Genomic DNA, 19,503 nt, shown 5'->3' with positions numbered 1-19,503 from the left:
CCACGGATGGAGATGAGAGACATGCAGGACCAGTACATCCTCGCGCTTGACCAGGGCACCACGAGTTCCCGCGCGATGCTGTTCGATCGCCAGGGCAATATCGTATCGATCGCCCAGAAGGAATTCGAACAGATCTACCCGCAACCCGGCTGGGTCGAGCACGACCCGCAGGAAATCTGGTCGACGCAAGCCGGCGTCGCCGCGGAAGCCGTCACGCGCACGGGCCTGAACGGCACGTCGATCGCCGCGATCGGCATCACGAACCAGCGCGAAACGACGATCGTCTGGGATCGCGAGACGGGCCAGCCCGTCTACAACGCGATCGTCTGGCAGGATCGGCGCACAGCCGACTTCTGCGATTCGCTGAAGCAGCAGGGCCTCGAAGCGAAGGTGCGCGCGAAGACCGGCCTGCCGATCGACTCGTACTTCTCCGCGACCAAGATCCGCTGGATCCTCGACAACGTGCCGGGCGCGCGCGACAAGGCCCGCCAGGGCAAGCTCGCGTTCGGCACCGTCGACAGCTGGCTCGTGTGGAACTTCACGAAGCACGAGCTGCACGTGACCGACGTGACCAACGCGTCGCGCACGATGCTGTTCAACATCCACACGCGCGAGTGGGACAACGAGCTGCTCGAACTGCTCGACATCCCGCGCAGCATGCTGCCGGAAGTGAAGGCGTCGTCGGAGATCTACGGCCACACGAAGACCACCGTGTTCGCGTCGAAGATCCCGCTCGCCGGGATCGCCGGCGACCAGCACGCCGCGCTGTTCGGCCAGATGTGCACGACGTCGGGCATGGTGAAGAACACCTACGGCACCGGCTGCTTCCTGATGATGAACACCGGCGACAAGCCGATCGAGTCGAAGAACAACCTCGTCACGACGATCGCGTGGCAGATCGGCGACGACGTGCAGTACGCGCTCGAAGGCAGCATCTTCATCGCGGGCGCGGTCGTGCAGTGGCTGCGCGACGGCGTCGGCCTCATCAAGACGGCCGCGGAAATCGAGGCGCTCGCAGCCAGCGTGCCGCATACCGACGGCGTCTACCTCGTGCCCGCCTTCGCCGGCCTCGGCGCGCCGCACTGGAACGCGCGGGCGCGCGGCTCGGTGTTCGGCGTCACGCGCGGCACGAGCGCTGCGCATCTTGCCCGCGCGGCGCTCGATGCAATCGCGTACCAGTCGCTCGACGTGCTGGCCGCGATGGAAGCCGATTCGGGCATCAGCATCGGCGAGCTGCGGGTGGACGGCGGCGCAAGCGCGAACGACTTGCTGATGCAGTTCCAGGCGGACCTGCTCGGCGTGGATGCGGTGCGTCCGCAGATCACCGAGACGACCGCGCTCGGCGCGGCCTACCTCGCGGGCCTCGCGATCGGCTACTGGAAGAATCTCGACGAAGTGCGCGACCAGTGGCAGCTCGATCGCCGCTTCGCGCCGTCGATGCCGAAGGAGCAGGTCGAGCAGCGCATGGCCGGCTGGCAGCGTGCGGTGCGCGCCGCGAAGGCATGGGCCGACGACACGCAGTAACCGCAACACCCTCGAACGAAATACAACAACACCGGCGGACCGCGCAGCGCGCGAGTCCGCCGCACTCTACGAGAGACAACATGTCACCTTATATTGCGGAATTCATCGGCACGGCGATCCTCGTGCTGCTCGGCAACGGCGCGGTCGCGAACGTGCTGCTTGCGAAGACCAAGGGCAAAGGCGCGGACCTGATCGTGATCGTGATGGGCTGGGCGATGGCGGTATTCGTCGCCGTCTACGTGACCGCGTCGTTCAGCGGCGCGCACCTGAACCCGATCGTCACGATCAGCCTCGCGCTCGCGGGCAAGTTCGCGTGGTCGAAAGTCGGCGGCTACGTGCTCGCGCAGATGCTCGGCGGGATGGCCGGCGCGTTGCTCGTGTGGCTCGCGTATCGCCAGCACTTCGCGAAGGAAGCGGATGCGGACCTGAAGCTCGCGGTGTTCTGCACGGCGCCGGCGATCCGCAGCGTCACGCACAACGTGCTGACCGAAGCGATCTGCACGTTCGTGCTGATCCTCGGCGTGCTGTACCTCGCGTCGCCGCAGGTCGGCCTCGGCGCACTCGACGCGCTGCCCGTCGGCCTGCTGGTGCTCGGCATCGGCATCTCGCTCGGCGGCCCCACCGGCTATGCGATGAGCCCCGCGCGCGACCTGTCGCCACGCATCATGCATGCGCTGCTGCCGATTCCCGGCAAGCGCGACAGCGACTGGCGCTATGCCTGGGTGCCGGTCGTCGGCCCGCTGCTCGGCGGCGCCGCGGCAGCCGGCCTGTATCTGCACCTGCACGCGACGATCTGATCGCGGTTTCGCTCGAGCTCGCGCGCGGCAGCGGTTGCCGCGCGCTGCCGCTCTCCCCGCTCCTTCCCCCGCTTCATTCTCACGTCGTCGACTGTCGAGGCTCGTCGGTCGTCGTCGGATGCCTGTCGTCGGCCGTCGCCGTCTTCGTCGCCGTCTTCGTCGCTGTCGACTCGCGTGAGGCCGCGCTCGGGCCGGCACCGCAGCGCGTCACCGCCGATCGCTCGCGGCCGATACCAGCGACTTCAGCTTCACCGTCGCATCCGCGACCGCGCCCGGCGTCACGTCGATCCCGCGCTCGACCAGCATGCGCGCGACGCGCATTTCCTTCGCGAATCCCGCTGCACGGCCGAAGCCGCTCGCCGCGACGAGCCGCTCGCTCGCATCGAAGTGGAAATGAATCTCGGCGTCCTCGCCGAGCACACGCGCGACCGTGTGCTCGCCGAGCGCCGGTTCGCCGGCCACCTGCAGCTGCGCATCGTATTGATCGGACCAGAACCACGGCGTGTCGCGATACGGTTCGTCGGCACCCAGCATGTTGAGTGCGGCGGCGCGTGCCTGCGTTTCGGCGCCGTGCCAGGTTTCCTGACGCACGAGCCGCCCGGACGCCCCGCTCGGGAACACCGCGACATCGCCGGCCGCATAAATGCCGGGCGCCGACGTCTCGAGCCGCGCATTCACGACGATCCCGCGATCGACGGCGAGGCCCGCCGCACGCGCCAGCTCGTCCGCGGGTTCGATCCCGATGCCGGCGACCACGGTATCGGCGATCAGCGTATCGCCGTCGTCGAGCACGACGGCCAGTGCGCCGTCCGGCCTGCGTGCGATCGCGACGGGCCGGCGGTTCAGGCCGATCGCGACGCCGCGCTGCACATGCAACGCATGCACGCGGGCCGCGATCGGCTCGGGCACCGCGCGGCCGAGCAGCCGCGGCGCCGCATCGAGCACGGTCACGCGGCAGCCACGCTGCCGCGCCGACGCCGCGACTTCGAGACCGATGAAGCCGCCGCCGATCAGCACGATCCGCGCGTCGGGCACGAGCCGCGCGCCGAGCGCGGCCGCATCGTCGAGCGTGCGCAACGCGACTACGCCGTCGAGCGCCGCGCCCGGCACGCCCAGACGGCGCGCGCGGCCGCCGGTGGCGAGCAGCAGCGCGTCGTAGCGGAGCACGTGCCCGCCCGACATGCGCACTTCGCGTGCGGGCGGATCGATGCGCTCGACGGTCGCGACGATCCGCTCGATACGATCGGCCGCCCATGCGTCGGCATCGCGCAATCGGCATTGCGCCGCGCTGCGCTCGCCGGTCAGCACGCCCTTCGACAACGGCGGCCGCTCGTACGGCAAATGCGGCTCCGCGCCGATCAGCACGATGCGCCCGCGCCAGCCGGACGCGCGCAGCACCTGCGCCGCGCGGCCGCCCGCATGGCCCGCGCCGACGATCGCCATCACCCGGTCGCCGGTCATCGCGTCATACCTCGATCAGGATGCGGCCGTCCTCGACCTTCGCCCGGTAGGTGCGCAGCTTCTCGCACGCGGGCGCCGACAGCGGCCGGCCGTCGCGCACGTCGAAGCGGCCGTTGTGCTTCGGGCATTCGATCACGTGATCGATCACGAGCCCGTCCGCGAGATGCACGTGCTCGTGCGTGCACAGGCCGTCGCTCGCATAAACCTCGCCGTCAATCCGGTAGATCGCGTACGTGCGGCCGGCATGATCGAAGCGCGCGACGTCTTCGTCGTCGATGTCGTCGAGCGCGCCGGTGTCGATCCATTGCGTCATGGTGTGTGTCTCCTTCGTCGGGATAGTCGATAACTGCTAGGCGCGCGCGGCACCGGGCACCGGCCGCACGACGTAATCGGACGGGTCGCGCGTCTGCCGGACCAGCGCCGGCACGATCTCCGCATACGCCGCCAGCGTGCTGCGGTACGGCGGCGGCATGTCGGCCTTCACGGCTTCGTGCAGCTTCGGCAGTGCATGGAACGGCACCATCGGGAACATGTGGTGCTCGACGTGATAGTTCATGTTCCAGTACAGGAAGCGGAACACCGGATTCATCATCACGGTCCGGCAGTTGCGCCGGTGATCGAGCACGTTCTCCGGCATACCCGCGTGCTGCGTGAGGCCGAAATACAGATACAGCCATGCGCCGTAGAGGCTCGGCAGCCCGATGTAGAGCAGCGGCAGAATCGTGCGCCAGTACAGCGCGGCGCCCGCCACGAGCACGTAGATCGCGAGATGCATGCGCGACTCGCGCACGACCTTCGGCCATTCCGATTCGGGCACGTAGGTGCGCTCCTCGTCGTCGAGCCGGCCGGTGACCGACACCGCGATCATCTTGCGCAGCTCGCCGGCCACGTGCTTCAGCGCGACGACGTTCAGCGCGAGCGCAAGCCAGTCGGTCGGCTTCGGCGCGGCGATTTCCGGATCGCGCCCGACGACCAGCGTGTCGGTGTGATGGCGTGCATGACTCCAGCGCCATGCGGTCGCGCGGCGGAACACCTGGAACGACGCGACCTGGTACAGCACGTCGTTCATCCAGCGCGTGCGGAACGCGGTGCCGTGCCCGCATTCGTGCCAGCGCGAATCGGCGGGGCTGCAGTAAAGCGTGCCGTACACGAAGAACGCCGGGATCGCCCACGCCGAATGCGCACGCCACGCCAGCCACGCGAGCGCGCCGCTGATCGCGATCGCCGCGTACCAGATCAGCGTGTCGCGAATCGCACGCGCATCGCCGCGCTGCATCAACTGCTTCATCAGCGGCCGCGGCACCGCGCACCGGTACCACGCGGCGTTGACGAGCCCGGCCGCGTGCGCGCGCTCGCCGGCGCCGCCGATCATTTTGTATTCCTGACGGCGCGCTGCCGTGCGCTCTCGTGCCGGGTCGTCGGTATGGGCCATTTCTGTCTCCTCGGGTTTCTGTGCGCGGCAAGCGCTTCGCAACAAGACCGAAATTAGGCGACCGGCCGCCCCGCCTCAATCGAAACGTTGACGAAATTTCGCCATCGCTTTAGCGTTCCCGACAACGCCACGCGATCGATGGCGACCCTCACGATGGAGACGACCATGGCAGGTGAATCCGGGCCGCGCTGGCGCAAGCGCACCGCGCGTTTCGACGAGATCGCGGCGCTCGCCGGCGTCAGCACGACGACCGTCGACCGCGTACTGAACGAACGCGGCAGCGTCTCCGCGCAGGCGCGCGAACGCGTGGTCGCAGCCGCTCGGCAGCTCGGCGTGCCGCGGCAGCTGCCCGACACGCGGCACGGGCTGATCCACGTCGACGTGCTGCTGCCGGACACCGACGCGCCGTTCTTCCGGCGGTTGCAGCAGGCGCTGCAGCGCTCGCTGCAGATGCTGGACCGGCGCGTGGTCGTGCACCGGACGATCCTGCCCGCCGCCGACGACGAGCGCGCCGCCGCGCTGGTCGAACGGCCCGCGTACCGGCGCGCGGCGCTGATCGTCACCGCACATGACACGGCCCGCATGCGCGACGCGCTCGCCGGCGCGATCGCGCGCGGCGAGACCGTCGTCACGATGGTCACCGACATCGGCGGCATCGACCGCGTGCACTTTGCCGGCATCGACAACTACCGCGCCGGACGCACGGCCGGCTACTACATCGGCCGCCTCGCGGCGCGCCCCGGCCGCGTGCTGCTGCTCGGCGGCCGGATGGGCTACCGCGCGCACGCCGACCGGATGGCCGGCTGCCGCGACCAGCTCGCCGCCGCGTTCGCCGCCTTGCGCTGCGACGACGCGCCGGTCGAGACGCTCGACCAGGACGACCGTTGCTACCGCGCGGTGTCGAAGGCCCTGCAGGCGCACGACGACGTGGTCGCGATCTACAACAGCGGCGCCGGGTCGGCCGGGATCGAAGCGGCGCTGCGCAAGGCCGGTGCGATCGGGCGCGTCGTGTGGATCGGCCACGAGATGATCGACCTGCACCGCACCTTCATCGAAGCCGGCGCGATGGATCTCGCGATCGATCAGGATCCCGACGGGCAGGCGATTTCCGCGCTGCAGCACGTGCTGCATGCATGCGGCATCGTCGAACAGCCGCCACCGGACGACCCGGTCGAATTCCGCGTGTTCTGTCCGGCGAACGTGAGAACGAGCGCGTACCTGCAGGCGTGAATCGCGCCGCACGGCGTGCCGCAGCCTCGCGGCGAAAAAATCGATCGTCGCATTGGCGATTTTTCGTCAACGTTTGTCATGCGGCCCGCGCCGCGCATCCGTACAGTGGTCAGCCATCGATAGACGACGGACAGGAGACGATGGCTGAACCGATCCTCATCGGCGTGAACCTCGACGGCGTGCTCGAGCACGACGGGCTGCCGCCGCCCGCGCCCGCCGAGCGCTTCCGGATGGTCGCCGCCGCCGGCGTGTTCGATTACGTCGAAAAGAACCCGGTGCGCGGCGAGGACCTGTCGCCGTATTTCGCGCTGGTCGACCGCCACGCGCTGCCGATTCGCGTGATCGGCGGCATCTGGCGCGCGGGCTCCGACGAAGCGCATGTCGCCGAGATCGTCGCGGCGGGCGCCCGCTTCGGCAGCACCGTGCTCAACTGCCAGTTGTTCGCGCACCACGCGGACGGCCATCCGCTGACGGATCGCGAAGTCGCCGATTTCTACCTGCGCGCCTACGCATGGGGCGAGCCGGTCGGCTGCCTGCCAAGCCTCGAAGTGCATGTCGACATGTGGAGCGAGCATTTCGCGCGCGTGGCGCGCGTCGCACGGCACGTCGAGCAAGCCGGCGCACCGTTCCGGATCACGCTCGATCATTCGCACCTGCTGTTCAAGATCGGCAATCGCGCCGAACTCGACGCGGCGGGCCTGCGCGGGTCGGCCGACGGCGGCCGCGCGATGCTCGACCCGGCATCGCCCGCCCCGATCTACGCCGACTGGATCGCGCGCGGCTGGGTCCGGCATGCGCATGCGCGCAGCGTGACGCCGAACAACCCCGACAATCGCTGGATGCGCCGCGCGGACGGCAGGCCCGGCCGCGGCATCCAGTATCCGTTCGTCGCACCCGCGCCGGGCGCCTATCACGGCGAATGGCATGCAGCGTCGCTCGATCCGTGGAAAACCGCGCTGCGCCAGTTGCTGCACGCGCAAGCGCAGGCGCCCGCTGGCGCGCGGCCGGCACGACTCGAACAGATCAGTTGCGAGTTCATTCCGTTTCCCGACTACGGCGGCGGCGCCCGCTATTCGATCTTCGACAACAACGTCGCATGCGCGCAATGGCTGCGCGACGCCTGGCAAGCGCTTGCCGCGCACGCCGACACCCGATCCGGACCCCACCCCACTCAAGCCCCGAGGACAGAACGATGACGCAAGCCTTCCATTTTTCGCTGAACCGGATGAGCGCGCCGCGCTTGCCGTTCGACCGCTACGTCGCGCTGTGCCGGCGCCTCGGCGTCGACGCGATCGAGATCCGCAACGATCTCGATGGCGTCGAGCTCGCCGACGGCACGCCGGCGGCCGCCGTACGCGCGACGGCCGAAGCCGGCGGCGTGACGATCCTGACGATCAACGCGCTGCAGCGCTTCGAGCAATGGAACGCCGAGCGCGCGGACGAGGCGACCGCGCTGGCCGACTACGCCGCGCAATGCGGCGCGCGTGCGCTGGTGCTGTGCCCGACCAACGGCCGCAGCGACACGCGCGGCGCGGACGCGCGCCATGCGGATCTCGTGACGGCGCTGCAGGCGTTGAAGCCGATCCTCGCGGCCCGCGGCCTGCTCGGCTTCATCGAGCCGCTCGGTTTCGAGGAATGCGCGCTGCGCCGCAAGTCGGACGCGGTGAAGGGCATCTACGCGGCGGCAGGCGAACCGGTGTTCCGGCTCGTGCACGACACGTTCCATCATCACCTCGCCGGCGAAGACATTTTCTTCCCGAACCTGACGGGCCTCGTGCACCTCTCGGGCGTCGAGGAAATCGACCTGCCGGTCGACCGCATGCGCGACGGCCACCGCGTGCTGGTCGGCGGCGCCGACCGGCTCGGCAACATCCGGCAACTGCGCGCGCTGCTCGCGCGAGGCTACCGCGGCGCGTTGTCGTTCGAGCCGTTCGCGAGCGAGATCGCCGAAGCCGGCGACATCGAGGACCGGCTGCGGGCGAGCATCGACTACGTGCGCGACGCGCTGACGGATCGCTGAGCGGACGGTCGTGACGGTGCGCGGCCCACGCCGGGCGCGCATCGTGAAAAAACATCATCCCAAGGAGCACGAAATGATCGAATTCGCTTTGTTCGGCGCGGGCAGAATCGGCAAGATCCACGCGGCGAATCTCGCGCGCCATCCGGGCGCGACACTGAAGTACGTGATCGACCGGCACACGCCGTCGGCGGAAGCCCTCGCCCGCACGCATGGCGCGCAAGCCGCCGATATCGAGCGCGCGCTCGGCGATGCGTCGGTGCGGGCCGTCGTGATCGCGTCGAGCACCGACACGCACGCGGACCTGATCGTCGCGGCCGCGAACGCGGGCAAGGCGGTGTTCTGCGAGAAGCCGGTCGACCTCGCCGTCGAACGCGCGCGTGCGTGCGCGGACGTCGTGCGGCGCACCGGTGTGACGTGCATGATCGGCTTCCAGCGCCGCTTCGACCCGACCTTCGCGGCGCTGAAGGCGCGCGTCGAGCGTGGCGAAATCGGCGCGCCGGAAATGCTGGTCGTCACGAGCCGCGATCCGGGCGCGCCGCCGGCCGACTACATCCGCAGCTCGGGCGGCATTTTCAAGGACATGCTGATCCACGACTTCGACGTGTTCCGCTGGATCCTCGGCGACGAAGCGCAGACGCTGCACGCGACGGGCAGTTGCCTGACCGATCCGGCCGTGCGCGACGCCGGCGACATCGATTCGACCGCCGTGACGATCCGCACGCGGCGCGGCTTGCTGTGCCAGATCAACACGTCGCGGCGCGCGGCCTACGGCTACGACCAGCGCTTCGAGCTGCTCGGCAGCCACGGGATGCTCCAGGCCGGCAACGTGCGGCCGACCGAGGTGAGCGCATGGCTCGCGGGCGGCATCGCGACGGACGTGCCGGAGCCGTTCTTTCTCGAACGCTACCGGCACGCATACGCGGCCGAGATCGCGCATTTCGTCGACGCGCTGCACGACGGCACGCCGGTCCGGACGACGATCGACGACGGGCTCGCCGCGCTCGAACTGGCCGAAGCCGCGACGACGTCGTGGAAAACGGGGCACGCGATCGAGCTGTGACACAGCACACGACGGCGGCGATCCGGGCAAGCGGGCCGCCGTCGCGCGATCGGCGGCACGGCATGCCGCACCGGCACGGCCGCATCGGGCGAATTTGCCGCCACGTCGCGCGGCCTGCGCGCGAAAGCACGTATGATGGCGAATCGATCGGCGTCGCCGATATCCCGCATTTTCATCACCATGCTCGATCACCTCATCTGCGACTGCGACGGCGTACTCGTCGACAGCGAAGTCATCGCCGACCGCGTGCTGCTCGACACGCTGTCCGCCACGTTCCCGAACCTCGATTTCGAAGCCGCCGCGAAGTCGGCATTCGGCCAGCAGACGTCGCGCTTCCTCGCCGGCATCGAATCCCGCTTCGGGGTCGAGATGCCCGCCAACTTCATCGAGACCATCGAGCACAACATCGAAGTCGCGCTCGCGCAATCGCTCGCGCCGATCGGCGGCGTGCGCGACGCGCTGCTGAAGGTCACGCTGCCGGCCGCCGTCGTGTCGAACAGCCGGCTCGTGCGCGTGCGCAACTCGCTGAAGCGCGCATCGCTCACCGAGATCTTCGGCGAGCGCGTGTTCAGCTCCGAACAGGTCGCGCGGCCGAAGCCCTACCCCGACGTCTACCTGCATGCGGCGCACACGCTCGGCGTCGCGCCGGCGCGCTGCGTCGTCGTCGAGGACAGCATCTCGGGGTTGAATGCCGCGCGGGCGGCCGGGATGAAGACGATCGCGTTCGTCGGCGCGAGCCACATCCCCGACAACTACGCGGACGCGCTGCGCGCGATGGGCATCACGCGGATCATGCGCAGGATGGACGAACTGCCGGCGCTCGTCGAAGCCGGCATGCGCGGCGAATTCGGCGACGTGCAGTCCTGATCGTCATTCGGGCCGGATCCGGTCGATCCGGCCGCGCCACGGGCGCGCGAACGCGCCCGCCTTGCCTTCGCTCAGGCCGGCTCGCAGCAGCGTTCGCGCGCCGCCGCCAGCGCCTCGCGGAACTCGACGAGTTCCGCGATCGTCAGCATCGGCAGCCCGTGCCGTTGCGCGAAGCGCTCGACGTCGTCGCCGCGCGTCATCGTGCCGTCCGGATTCATCAGCTCGCACAGCACGCCGGCCGGCTTCAGGCCCGCGAGGATCGACAGGTCGACGGTGCCTTCGGTGTGGCCGCGTCTCGCCAGCACACCGCCCGGTTGCGCACGCAACGGAAACACGTGGCCGGGGCGCACGATGTCGTACGGCTTCGCATCGTCGGCGATCGCCGCGCGGATCGTCGTCACGCGATCGGCCGCCGACACGCCGGTATGCACGCCTTCGCGCGCCTCGATCGACACGGTGAACGCGGTGCCGTTGCGGCTTTCGTTGGTCTGCACCATCGGCGGCAGTTCGAGCGCGCGCACCGTGTCGTCGGTCAGACACAGGCACACGATGCCGCTGCACTCGCGAATCAGCAGCGCCATCGTCTCGGGCGTGATGCGCTCGGCGGCGACGATCAGGTCGGCTTCGTTCTCGCGATCGTGGTCGTCCTGCAGCACGACCGCGCGGCCGGCGCGCATCGCGTCGAGCGCAGCGGCGATGCGCGGCGGCACCGGTTCGGAATCCAGCAGCGGGAGATCGGCAAAGGCGTCGGCAGGCGCCGACGAAACGGACATCAAGGACATGTGAAACGCTCCTCGCAAATACGATTTGGGCGAAAAACGTTTCAGGGCATTGCAAACAGACAGAACGACAACCCGCTTCGCATGCAGCGCGAAGCGGCCCTGACGGACATGACTATCTGCACATCTTCTCTCATCCGGACTGTGACCGTCGGCTCTGGCATTCGACCAGATCTGCTGACCCCGCGCGGATGCGCGGGCGCTCGCGGGCTCGCCGGCTTACGCCGGCCTACCGCCGGTGGGGAATTTCGCCCCGCCCTGAAGACGCACTGATTGCCGGACGGGAACGCCCCGTCATCGGCGGGCCAAGCATACAACAGCCGCGCGCGACGCGCAGCGAACTACCGGTAAAACCTTACTGACGACTCCGTCTAACGGCGTCGTCCGAACGGCCGGCGGACCGACCCGCGACGCCGCGACGGCCGGGAAACGCAGTCGCGCCGCACGGCGCGCACGATCAATTGGCAGCGGCGTGCGCCGCGTCGGGCACGAGCCAGCGCGGCGGCACCTCGGGGCTCACCGTCACGCGGAACGCACGCGCTTCGCTGTCGCCCGGGTTGCGCAGGCTGTACGGCTGGTCGGCATCGAACACGATCGCATCGCCGGTCGCGAGCAACTGGCGGCGGTCGTGCACGCTGACTTCGAGCGTGCCTTCGCTGACGACGAGGTTGACCGTCGTGCCGGGTGCGCGGCGCGTGCCGGGCTCCGTATGCAGCGGCGCGATCCGCAGCTCGTGGAATTCGGCCGCGGCCGGCTCGCCTTCCGGGTACAGCGCACGTGCCGAGAAGCGGCCGTTCGAGCTGACGACGCGCGACGCGCGCTCGGCCGCCAGATGCTCGAAACCGTTCACCGCATGGCGCCGCAGGAACGCGGCGACCGATACCTTCAGCGCCGCCGCGATCTTGCAGAGCACCTTGATCGATGGCACGCTGCGCGCCGATTCGATCTGCGCGAGCATCGCGCGCGACACGCCGGACAGCCGCGCGAGCGCATCGAGCGACAGTTGCCGCTCGGCGCGCAAGCGCGCCAGGTTCACGCCGACGACCTGCTCGAGCGCGTCGAGCGACGCGGACGCGCGCAGGTCGGCGGCATTGCCGGACTCGAAGGAAGACACGTCGCGCACGAGCGCCAGGGATGAAGACATAGCATGGCCTCCGGGCCGCCGCGCGGCCCTGCGTAGGGGGTAAGCCGGAATCGGGTTGCGCCGGTCATGGCGCGTATCGAGACGCTATCACCCGCCCTTGCACGGGCAAACGAAGTTATCTTCACACCGTTATCAGCATTGCGGAGGAATGCGTTTCTCGCGAACCTTTCCTGCCGCCATGGCGTCGCCGCGCAAGGCACCGCGGCGACGCTCACTGCGCCGCCTGCGCCGCGCCGCGCGCCGGGCCGCGCGCATCGAGCCGCATCGCGAGCCACGTGACGACGAGCGCCGCGAACGTCACCGCGACCGCGACCCACGGCAGCGCATCGAGCGCGAAGCCGTGTTCGAGCGCGAGGCCGCCGAGCCACGCACCGCCCGCATTGCCGACGTTGAACGCGCCGATGTTCAGCGTCGACGCGAGATGCGGCGCGCTCGCGGCCTTCTCGACCACGCGCGCCTGCAGCGGCGGCACCGTCGCGAACGCGGCGATCCCCCAGACGAATACGGTGACGGCAGCCGCGACCGGCAGGTGGCTCGTCTTCGCGAACGCGGCCATCACGGCCATCAGCGCGACGAGGATCGCGATCAGCGACGGCATCAGCGCGCGGTCGGCGAGCTTGCCGCCGATCGTATTGCCGATCGTCAGCCCCGCGCCGAACAGCACGAGGATCAGCGCGACCGCGCGCGGCGAATAGCCCGATACGGTCTCGAGAATCGGCGCGATGTAGGTGAACACGACGAACACGCCGCCGAAGCCGAGCACGGTCATCAGCAGCGCGAGCCATACCTGCGGCTCCTTCAGCACGCGCACTTCGTGGCCGAGGCCGACCGGCCCGCTGTCGTGGCGGTTCGGCACGAGCGCGGCCACGCCGCCAAAGGCGAGCACGCCGAGCGCGGCGACGATCCAGAACGACGCGCGCCAGCCGAGCAACTGGCCGACGAACGTGCCGAACGGCACGCCGAGCACGTTCGACAGCGTGAGCCCGGTAAACATCAGCGCGATCGCGCTCGCGCGCTTGTCGGCCGGCACGAGCGACGCGGCGACCACCGCGCCGATGCCGAAGAACGAGCCGTGCGCGAACGACGTGACGACGCGCGCGACCATCAGCATCGCGTAACCGGACGCGATCGCGCACAGCACGTTGCCGACGACGAAGATCGCCATCAGCAACTGCAGCGCGGCCTTGCGCGGCATGCGGCTCGTCAGCACCGCGAGCAGCGGCGCGCCGACCGCGACGCCGAGCGCGTAGCCGGTGACGAGCAGGCCGGCCGACGGCAGCGACACGGCCAGGTCGTGCGCGACTTCGGGCAGGAGGCCCATGATGATGAATTCGGTTGTGCCGATGGCGAAGGCGCTGATCGCGAGCGCCAGTAACGGAAGGGGCATGACGTTCTCCGGAAGGCGGCGGCCGCGGCGCCGGTTCGGTGCCGCACCGCACAAGAAAGCGGGATGTGCGCGCATTGTCCCGAAGACGCCTATATTTGATAATTGGTGTGGCATTTGAACCATTTTCAAATATCTCTGGAAAATCGCATGGACCGACTGGGCGACATCCGGCTGTTCGTCGAGGCGGCGGAACTGGGCAGCCTGTCCGCCGCCGGACGCAAGCTGAACCTCACGCCGGCCGCCGCGAGCGCGCGGCTCGCGAAGCTGGAGGCGAAGATCGCGACGCGGCTGTTCGAACGCTCGACGCGGCAATTGCGGCTCACCGACGAAGGCAAGCTGTACCTGAACTGCTGCCGCCAGGCGCTGCAGGCGCTCGACGACGCGGACGCGATGCTGCAGGAAGGCCGCAACGTCGTGAGCGGCAAGGTGCGGCTGTCGTCGACGTCCGATTTCGGCCGCCACCAACTGCTCGACTGGCTTCACGAATTCACGACGCTGCATCCGGGCGTCACGTTTTCGCTCACGGCGTCCGATTCGTCGTCGAACCTGTGGCAGGACGAGATCGATCTGGCGATCCGCTTCGCCGCCCCGCCCGACGGCGCGCTGATCGCCCGCCGGCTCGCGACCAACCGGCGCGTGCTGTGCGCGGCGCCGTCGTTCGTCGAACGCCATGGCGTGCCGGCCGATCCGCATGATCTGGCCCGCTTTCCGTGCAACGTGATCACGATCGCGTCCGGCCCGATGAACACCTGGCACTTCACGCGCGGCGACGAAGTGCAGATCCACACGGTGCCCGTGTCGACCGCGTTCGAGACCAACGACGGCGGCCTCACGCGCGAATGGACGCTGCGCGGCCACGGCATCGCGCTGAAGTCGCTGTGGGACATCGCCGACGACGTCCGCGCGGGCCGGCTGCGCGTGCTGCTGCCCGACTGGCGGCACCAGGATGCGCCGCTGCACGCGATCTATCACAGCAAGCGCTACATGGCGCCGCGCGTGCGCGTGCTGCTCGATTTTCTCGCCGAACGCTTCGCGCGCGAGGAGGCGGCGCTCGACGACTTGATGAACGCGTGCCGCTGACGCCCGGCCCGCCTTCATCTAGGGGTCGGAACCCACGATCCTGCGTCGCGCGCCTGCAACCGGCCGCCCGTCCGTCGTGGCGCGAAAAGCTATAATGGAAGGCTTTCCCGACGGCCTTTCCTGCCTGCTGCGCGCGATTCGCGTGCCGCGCACGGCCGTCCCGACTCACCCTTGACGACGCCCCCAGGTCAACCACTGCGAACGGCGAATCCCCATGACCAAGAAAGTTTACGTAAAGACCTTCGGCTGCCAGATGAACGAGTACGACTCGGACAAGATGGTGGACGTGCTCAACGCGGCCGAAGGCCTCGAAAAGACCGACACGCCGGAAGACGCGGACATCATCCTGTTCAACACGTGCTCGGTGCGCGAGAAGGCGCAGGAGAAGGTGTTCTCCGATCTCGGCCGCGTGCGCGAGCTGAAGGAAGCGAAGCCGGGCCTCCTGATCGGCGTCGGCGGCTGCGTCGCGAGCCAGGAAGGCGCGTCGATCGTGTCGCGCGCGCCGTACGTCGACCTCGTGTTCGGCCCGCAAACCCTGCACCGCCTGCCGCAGATGATCGACGCGCGCCGCGCGAGCGGCCGCGCGCAGGTCGACATCACGTTCCCAGAAATCGAGAAGTTCGACCACCTGCCGCCCGCGCGCGTCGAGGGGCCGAGCGCGTTCGTGTCGATCATGGAAGGCTGCTCGAAGTACTGCAGCTACTGCGTGGTGCCGTACACGCGCGGCGATGAAGTGTCGCGCCCGCTCGACGACGTGCTGACCGAAATTGCCGGCCTCGCCGATCAGGGCGTGCGCGAAGTCACGCTGCTCGGCCAGAACGTGAACGCTTATCGTGGAAAATTCGGCGGCGCGCTGACGGCCGGCTCGACCGACATCGCCGATTTCGCGACGCTGATCGAATACGTCGCCGACATCCCCGGCATCGAGCGGATCCGCTACACGACGTCGCACCCGAAGGAATTCACGCAGCGCCTGATCGACACCTACGCGAAGGTGCCGAAGCTCGTGAGCCACCTGCATCTGCCGGTCCAGCACGGCTCCGACCGCATCCTGATGGCGATGAAGCGCGGCTACACGGTGCTCGAATACAAGTCGGTGATCCGCAAGCTGCGCGCGATCCGCCCCGATCTGTCGCTGTCGACCGACATGATCGTCGGCTTCCCCGGCGAGACCGAGGAGGATTTCGACAAGATGATGGCGCTCGTGCACGAGATGAGCTACGACACCAGCTTCTCGTTCATCTACAGCCCGCGCCCGGGCACGCCGGCCGCGAACCTCGCCGACGACACGCCGCGCGAAGTGAAGCTCAAACGCCTGCAACATCTGCAGGCGACGATCGAGGAGAACGTCGCGCGCATCAGCCAGTCGATGGTCGGGAAGGTCGAGCGGATCCTCGTCGAGGGCCCGTCGCGCAAGGACCCGAACGAACTCGCGGGCCGCACCGAGAACAACCGGGTCGTGAATTTCCCGGCGCCGCTCGCGTCGCACCCGCGCCTGATCGGCCAGATGATCGACGTGAGGATCAACCATGCGTACCCGCACTCGCTGCGCGGCGAGCTCGTGCTCGTCAGCGACGACGCGAGCGCGGCCACCCACTGACCGACCGACGCCCGACAGGAGCCCGACGCTACTTTGAAGACCGTCCAAGCACTGGAATTCACCGCCCCGCGCGACGACAACGCGCGCCTCGCCAACCTCTGCGGCCCGCTCGACGAAAACCTGCGGCAGATCGAACAGGCGCTCGACGTCACGCTCGCGCGGCGCGGCCACCGGATCACGATCCGCGGGCGCGGCGCCAAGCTCGCCCTCGCCGCGCTCGAAAACTTCTACAACCGCGCGCGCGATCCGCTGTCGGTCGACGACATCCAGCTCGCGCTGGTCGAGGTGCGCCACACGGCCGGCAACGGCCGCCAGGAACCGCTCGACGTGCGCTTTCGCGGCGACCCCGACCATCCGTTCGACGAACCCGTCGTGCAGCTCGACGCGGACGAGCCGGACGAAGAACCGGCGCCGAAGCTCTACACGCGGCGCGCCGACCTGCGCGGCCGCACGCCCGCGCAGCGCGAATACCTGAAGCAGATCCTGTCGCACGACGTGACGTTCGGCATCGGGCCGGCCGGCACCGGCAAGACCTACCTCGCGGTCGCGTGCGCGGTCGACGCGCTCGAGCGCGACCAGGTCAAGCGGATCGTGCTGACGCGCCCGGCCGTCGAGGCCGGCGAGCGGCTCGGCTTCCTGCCGGGCGACCTCGCGCAGAAGGTCGACCCGTACCTGCGGCCGCTGTACGACGCGCTGTACGACCTGCTCGGCTTCGACAAGACGGCCAAGATGTTCGAGCGCCAGATGATCGAGATCGCACCGCTCGCGTACATGCGCGGCCGCACGCTGAACCACGCGTTCATCATCCTCGACGAGGCGCAGAACACGACGCCCGAGCAGATGAAGATGTTCCTCACGCGGATCGGCTTCGGCTCGAAGGCGGTCGTGACCGGCGACACGAGCCAGGTCGACCTGCCGCGCGGCCACAAGAGCGGCCTCGTCGAGGCGCAGCAGGTGCTCGGCGGCGTGCGCGGCATCGCGCTCACGCGCTTCACGAGCGCGGACGTGGTGCGCCATCCGCTCGTCGCGCGCATCGTCGAGGCGTACGACGAATTCCACGCGCAGCACCAGGACGGCTGAGCGGCGGCGCGCTGCCCCGGCCGGCCCGGCCCGCCAGACGGCGCGCCGGGCTTTTTTTCGCCCGGGCGAATTCGGGCGCGATCGGCCGTTTGGTGTATCCTCAACGCGTCCCAATCGCCGCACGCGTCATGAAATCCTCCCGTTCCCGCAAATCCGGCCGCGCCGCGTCCGACTCCCCCCGCCTTTCGCTGTTCGACGCAAAGGGCAAGGCCCGGACCGTCAACGCACAAGGGCTGCGAATCGACTTCCCGGACGGCCGCAGCCTGATGTTCGACCTGTCGGGCAGCTCGGGCGACGCGGCTGTCGCGATCGTCGCGCAGCACAACGATCCGGCGATGCGCGCGAAGCTCGCGCTGCAGCCCGAGCACTACGACAGCGTGACGCTGCACGTCGGCGCCGAATTCGCCCCGCGCGAGGACGACCCGGAAGACGAGCCGCGCGCGCTGGAATTCGACCTGTCCGTGCAGTACGGCGACGAGATCACGAGCGAGCTGCGCAAGACGCTGCCCAAGCGCAAGCTGATCGCCGAATGGATCGAGCCGGCGCTGTTCGCGAGCGCGCAGTTCACCGTGCGCTTCGTCGGCGAAAACGAAGGCCGTACGCTGAACGCCGGCTACCGCCACAAGGACTATCCGACCAACGTGCTGACCTTCGCGTACGACCCGGCGCCCGACGGCACCGTGATCGGCGACCTCGTGCTGTGCTGCCCGGTGGTCGAGAAGGAAGCGCACGACCAGGGCAAGCCGCTCATGGCCCATTACGCGCACCTGCTGGTGCACGGCGCGCTGCACGCGCAGGGCTACGACCACGAGACGAGCGACGAGGACGCGGCCGAAATGGAAGCGCTCGAAGTCGACATCCTCGCGAAACTGGGTTTTCCGAACCCGTACCAGTAAGCCATCCGTCCGATGCGTCACGCCGCGATGCTGCCGCCCGCCTACCCGCCGTCGATCGGCGAAGGCCGTCTGCTGACGGAAGACGAACTCGCCGCGTCCCTCGCGCATACGATGCGCGACTGGGACGGCCGGCAGGATCTCTGGCTGTTCGGCTATGGCTCGCTGATCTGGAACCCCGGGCTGCCGACCGTCGCGGCCGTGCGCGGCAAGGTGCACGGCTATCACCGCGGGCTCTACCTGTGGTCGCGCGTGAACCGCGGCACCCCCGAACGGCCGGGCCTCGTGCTCGCGCTCGATCGCGGCGGCTCGTGCACGGGCATCGCCTTCCGGCTCGCCGGGCCGACCGCGCAGCCGCACCTCGAGACATTGTGGAAGCGCGAGATGCCGATGGGCTCGTACCGGCCCGCGTGGCTGCCGTGCTCGCTCGAGACCGGCGAACGCGTGACCGCGCTCGCGTTCGTGATGCGCCGCGACGCACCGACCTATACGGGCAAGCTGACCGACCCCGTCGTGAAGGAAGTGTTCGGCTGCGCGGCCGGCCGCTACGGCACGACGCTCGACTACGTGAGCCGCACGGTCGACGCGCTGCGCGCGAGCGGCATCCCCGACCGCGCGCTGGAAGGGTTGCTCGCACGATGCCGATGATCCGACACGACACCCGGCCTGCCGCCATGCATGCGGCACTGCGCCGCCCACCTTCCCGAGGACACTGCCGATGAAACCGTCATGCCGGTCACGTTGCAGGATCGCCGCGCTGCTCGTCGCCGCGAGCGTCGCGCTGTCCGGCTGCGGGATACTCGGTTGCGGCGGCGCCGCGACCAACGGCGCGGCAGCCGGCGGCTGCTCGGCCGGCATGCGGTTCTGAACCGCGCGCCGGCGGCGCCCGCCTGCGGCGGAATGCCGCCGTCACGGCCGTTTCCCGCGTCGGGCCGCGTCGCCCTTCCCGCCGCCGATTTTTGGCCGCAGCGCCCCGCCGGCTCTTTCTGCGATAGGATGAGCCCGAGGACGCCGCCGCGCCCGGCGCGGCCGTCCGCGAGCGGGGCAGCGCGAGCCGCCCGCCCTGGCCGCGCGGCCGGGTGACATGGCCGCGTCGTGCCCTTGGTGTATCCTTGCCTACTCCGTGACCGCGCGCCCCGGCATGACCCG

At 69.3% G+C, this 19,503-nt stretch carries 19 protein-coding genes and 1 riboswitch; of the genes, 13 read left to right on the top strand and 6 right to left on the bottom strand.

The window, feature by feature from the left end:
- The first annotated feature begins 21 nt into the window (after positions 1-21).
- Together glpK and WS89_RS24410 are read left to right on the top strand one after the other, a co-directional pair.
- Positions 22-1,524, top strand: coding sequence for a glycerol kinase GlpK (gene glpK, locus WS89_RS24415; protein ID WP_059794021.1), 1,503 nt, complete (start codon positions 22-24; stop codon positions 1,522-1,524).
- Between the two features lie 80 nt (positions 1,525-1,604).
- Positions 1,605-2,321: an MIP/aquaporin family protein gene (locus WS89_RS24410; protein WP_027785355.1), complete on the top strand. Its 717-nt coding sequence runs from the start codon at positions 1,605-1,607 to the stop codon at positions 2,319-2,321.
- A gap of 207 nt (positions 2,322-2,528) precedes the next feature.
- Here WS89_RS24410 and WS89_RS24405 read toward each other — a convergent pair whose 3' ends face one another.
- The 3 genes from WS89_RS24405 to WS89_RS24395 are packed head-to-tail and all read right to left on the bottom strand — an operon-like array spanning position 2,529 to position 5,214.
- The gene (locus tag WS89_RS24405) at positions 2,529-3,782 is read right to left on the bottom strand and encodes an NAD(P)/FAD-dependent oxidoreductase (protein ID WP_059794019.1); all 1,254 of its coding nucleotides are present in this window, start codon (positions 3,780-3,782) and stop codon (positions 2,529-2,531) included.
- Positions 3,783-3,786: 4 nt separating this feature from the next.
- Positions 3,787-4,095 carry a non-heme iron oxygenase ferredoxin subunit gene (locus WS89_RS24400; RefSeq protein WP_059504510.1) on the bottom strand — a complete coding sequence of 103 codons (309 nt, stop codon included), beginning with the start codon at positions 4,093-4,095 and terminating at the stop codon, positions 3,787-3,789.
- A gap of 36 nt (positions 4,096-4,131) precedes the next feature.
- A complete protein-coding gene (locus tag WS89_RS24395; protein ID WP_059794017.1) occupies positions 4,132-5,214 on the bottom strand; it encodes a fatty acid desaturase family protein in 1,083 nt (360 codons plus the stop codon).
- A 165-nt stretch (positions 5,215-5,379) separates the two neighbouring features.
- Between WS89_RS24395 and WS89_RS24390 the strand changes: the two genes are divergently transcribed.
- The 5 genes from WS89_RS24390 to WS89_RS24370 all read left to right on the top strand — a co-directional run bounded on the left by WS89_RS24390 (position 5,380) and on the right by WS89_RS24370 (position 10,391).
- On the top strand, positions 5,380-6,444 hold the full coding sequence (locus tag WS89_RS24390) for a LacI family DNA-binding transcriptional regulator (protein ID WP_059794097.1): 1,065 nt from the start codon (positions 5,380-5,382) through the stop codon (positions 6,442-6,444).
- 140 nt (positions 6,445-6,584) lie between these two features.
- The gene (locus WS89_RS24385) at positions 6,585-7,640 is read left to right on the top strand and encodes a hypothetical protein (RefSeq protein ID WP_059794015.1); all 1,056 of its coding nucleotides are present in this window, start codon (positions 6,585-6,587) and stop codon (positions 7,638-7,640) included.
- On the top strand, positions 7,637-8,464 hold the full coding sequence (locus tag WS89_RS24380; protein ID WP_059794013.1) for a TIM barrel protein: 828 nt from the start codon (positions 7,637-7,639) through the stop codon (positions 8,462-8,464). The genes WS89_RS24385 and WS89_RS24380 overlap by 4 nt, the downstream gene beginning before the upstream one ends.
- 73 nt (positions 8,465-8,537) lie before the next feature.
- A complete protein-coding gene (gene iolG / locus WS89_RS24375) occupies positions 8,538-9,524 on the top strand; it encodes an inositol 2-dehydrogenase (protein ID WP_059794095.1) in 987 nt (328 codons plus the stop codon).
- Between the two features lie 180 nt (positions 9,525-9,704).
- Positions 9,705-10,391 carry an HAD-IA family hydrolase gene (locus WS89_RS24370; protein ID WP_059504500.1) on the top strand — a complete coding sequence of 229 codons (687 nt, stop codon included), beginning with the start codon at positions 9,705-9,707 and terminating at the stop codon, positions 10,389-10,391.
- A 71-nt stretch (positions 10,392-10,462) separates the two neighbouring features.
- Here WS89_RS24370 and ribB read toward each other — a convergent pair whose 3' ends face one another.
- From ribB to WS89_RS24355, 3 genes are all read right to left on the bottom strand, one after another.
- Positions 10,463-11,173, bottom strand: a complete 711-nt coding sequence (gene ribB, locus WS89_RS24365; RefSeq protein WP_034208331.1) for a 3,4-dihydroxy-2-butanone-4-phosphate synthase — start codon at positions 11,171-11,173, stop codon at positions 10,463-10,465.
- 118 nt (positions 11,174-11,291) lie between these two features.
- Positions 11,292-11,440: riboswitch (FMN riboswitch) on the bottom strand.
- Between the two features lie 187 nt (positions 11,441-11,627).
- Positions 11,628-12,314 carry a helix-turn-helix domain-containing protein gene (locus tag WS89_RS24360; RefSeq protein WP_034208332.1) on the bottom strand — a complete coding sequence of 229 codons (687 nt, stop codon included), beginning with the start codon at positions 12,312-12,314 and terminating at the stop codon, positions 11,628-11,630.
- Positions 12,315-12,525: 211 nt separating this feature from the next.
- Positions 12,526-13,701 carry an MFS transporter gene (locus WS89_RS24355; protein ID WP_059794093.1) on the bottom strand — a complete coding sequence of 392 codons (1,176 nt, stop codon included), beginning with the start codon at positions 13,699-13,701 and terminating at the stop codon, positions 12,526-12,528.
- Between the two features lie 147 nt (positions 13,702-13,848).
- Between WS89_RS24355 and WS89_RS24350 the strand changes: the two genes are divergently transcribed.
- The 6 genes from WS89_RS24350 to WS89_RS34300 all read left to right on the top strand — a co-directional run bounded on the left by WS89_RS24350 (position 13,849) and on the right by WS89_RS34300 (position 19,222).
- Positions 13,849-14,781, top strand: coding sequence for a LysR family transcriptional regulator (locus tag WS89_RS24350; protein WP_059794011.1), 933 nt, complete (start codon positions 13,849-13,851; stop codon positions 14,779-14,781).
- A gap of 214 nt (positions 14,782-14,995) precedes the next feature.
- Entirely contained in the window at positions 14,996-16,381 is a 1,386-nt protein-coding gene (gene miaB, locus WS89_RS24345; protein WP_059504494.1) for a tRNA (N6-isopentenyl adenosine(37)-C2)-methylthiotransferase MiaB, read from the top strand.
- Positions 16,382-16,414: 33 nt separating this feature from the next.
- On the top strand, positions 16,415-17,461 hold the full coding sequence (locus WS89_RS24340; RefSeq protein ID WP_059504492.1) for a PhoH family protein: 1,047 nt from the start codon (positions 16,415-16,417) through the stop codon (positions 17,459-17,461).
- A 128-nt stretch (positions 17,462-17,589) separates the two neighbouring features.
- The gene (gene ybeY / locus WS89_RS24335) at positions 17,590-18,357 is read left to right on the top strand and encodes an rRNA maturation RNase YbeY (RefSeq protein ID WP_059504491.1); all 768 of its coding nucleotides are present in this window, start codon (positions 17,590-17,592) and stop codon (positions 18,355-18,357) included.
- 12 nt (positions 18,358-18,369) lie between these two features.
- On the top strand, positions 18,370-19,002 hold the full coding sequence (locus tag WS89_RS24330; protein WP_059794009.1) for a gamma-glutamylcyclotransferase: 633 nt from the start codon (positions 18,370-18,372) through the stop codon (positions 19,000-19,002).
- Between the two features lie 70 nt (positions 19,003-19,072).
- Positions 19,073-19,222 carry a hypothetical protein gene (locus WS89_RS34300; protein WP_179949751.1) on the top strand — a complete coding sequence of 50 codons (150 nt, stop codon included), beginning with the start codon at positions 19,073-19,075 and terminating at the stop codon, positions 19,220-19,222.
- Positions 19,223-19,503 lie beyond the last annotated feature (281 nt).

Origin of the sequence: Burkholderia sp. MSMB1072, from assembly GCF_001524725.1 — a bacterium.
Taxonomy (GTDB): Bacteria; Pseudomonadota; Gammaproteobacteria; order Burkholderiales; family Burkholderiaceae; genus Burkholderia.
The sequence above is the reverse complement of the archived record's forward strand: the minus strand, read 5'-3'. Positions and strand labels throughout refer to the sequence as shown.

Excerpts from the sequence above, each read along its gene's own strand:
- WS89_RS24390 (WP_059794097.1), top strand. The coding sequence starts at position 5,380 with ATGGCAGGTGAATCCGGGCCGCGCTGGCGCAAGCGCACCGCGCGTTTC.
- WS89_RS34300 (WP_179949751.1), top strand. The coding sequence starts at position 19,073 with ATGAAACCGTCATGCCGGTCACGTTGCAGGATCGCCGCGCTGCTCGTC.
- WS89_RS24350 (WP_059794011.1), top strand. The coding sequence starts at position 13,849 with ATGGACCGACTGGGCGACATCCGGCTGTTCGTCGAGGCGGCGGAACTG.
- WS89_RS24395 (WP_059794017.1), bottom strand. The coding sequence starts at position 5,214 with ATGGCCCATACCGACGACCCGGCACGAGAGCGCACGGCAGCGCGCCGT.
- ribB (WP_034208331.1), bottom strand. The coding sequence starts at position 11,173 with ATGTCCTTGATGTCCGTTTCGTCGGCGCCTGCCGACGCCTTTGCCGAT.
- WS89_RS24410 (WP_027785355.1), top strand. The coding sequence starts at position 1,605 with ATGTCACCTTATATTGCGGAATTCATCGGCACGGCGATCCTCGTGCTG.
- WS89_RS24370 (WP_059504500.1), top strand. The coding sequence starts at position 9,705 with ATGCTCGATCACCTCATCTGCGACTGCGACGGCGTACTCGTCGACAGC.
- ybeY (WP_059504491.1), top strand. The coding sequence starts at position 17,590 with ATGAAATCCTCCCGTTCCCGCAAATCCGGCCGCGCCGCGTCCGACTCC.
- WS89_RS24360 (WP_034208332.1), bottom strand. The coding sequence starts at position 12,314 with ATGTCTTCATCCCTGGCGCTCGTGCGCGACGTGTCTTCCTTCGAGTCC.
- WS89_RS24380 (WP_059794013.1), top strand. The coding sequence starts at position 7,637 with ATGACGCAAGCCTTCCATTTTTCGCTGAACCGGATGAGCGCGCCGCGC.
- WS89_RS24355 (WP_059794093.1), bottom strand. The coding sequence starts at position 13,701 with ATGCCCCTTCCGTTACTGGCGCTCGCGATCAGCGCCTTCGCCATCGGC.
- miaB (WP_059504494.1), top strand. The coding sequence starts at position 14,996 with ATGACCAAGAAAGTTTACGTAAAGACCTTCGGCTGCCAGATGAACGAG.
- WS89_RS24385 (WP_059794015.1), top strand. The coding sequence starts at position 6,585 with ATGGCTGAACCGATCCTCATCGGCGTGAACCTCGACGGCGTGCTCGAG.
- WS89_RS24400 (WP_059504510.1), bottom strand. The coding sequence starts at position 4,095 with ATGACGCAATGGATCGACACCGGCGCGCTCGACGACATCGACGACGAA.
- WS89_RS24330 (WP_059794009.1), top strand. The coding sequence starts at position 18,370 with ATGCGTCACGCCGCGATGCTGCCGCCCGCCTACCCGCCGTCGATCGGC.
- glpK (WP_059794021.1), top strand. The coding sequence starts at position 22 with ATGCAGGACCAGTACATCCTCGCGCTTGACCAGGGCACCACGAGTTCC.
- WS89_RS24405 (WP_059794019.1), bottom strand. The coding sequence starts at position 3,782 with ATGACCGGCGACCGGGTGATGGCGATCGTCGGCGCGGGCCATGCGGGC.
- iolG (WP_059794095.1), top strand. The coding sequence starts at position 8,538 with ATGATCGAATTCGCTTTGTTCGGCGCGGGCAGAATCGGCAAGATCCAC.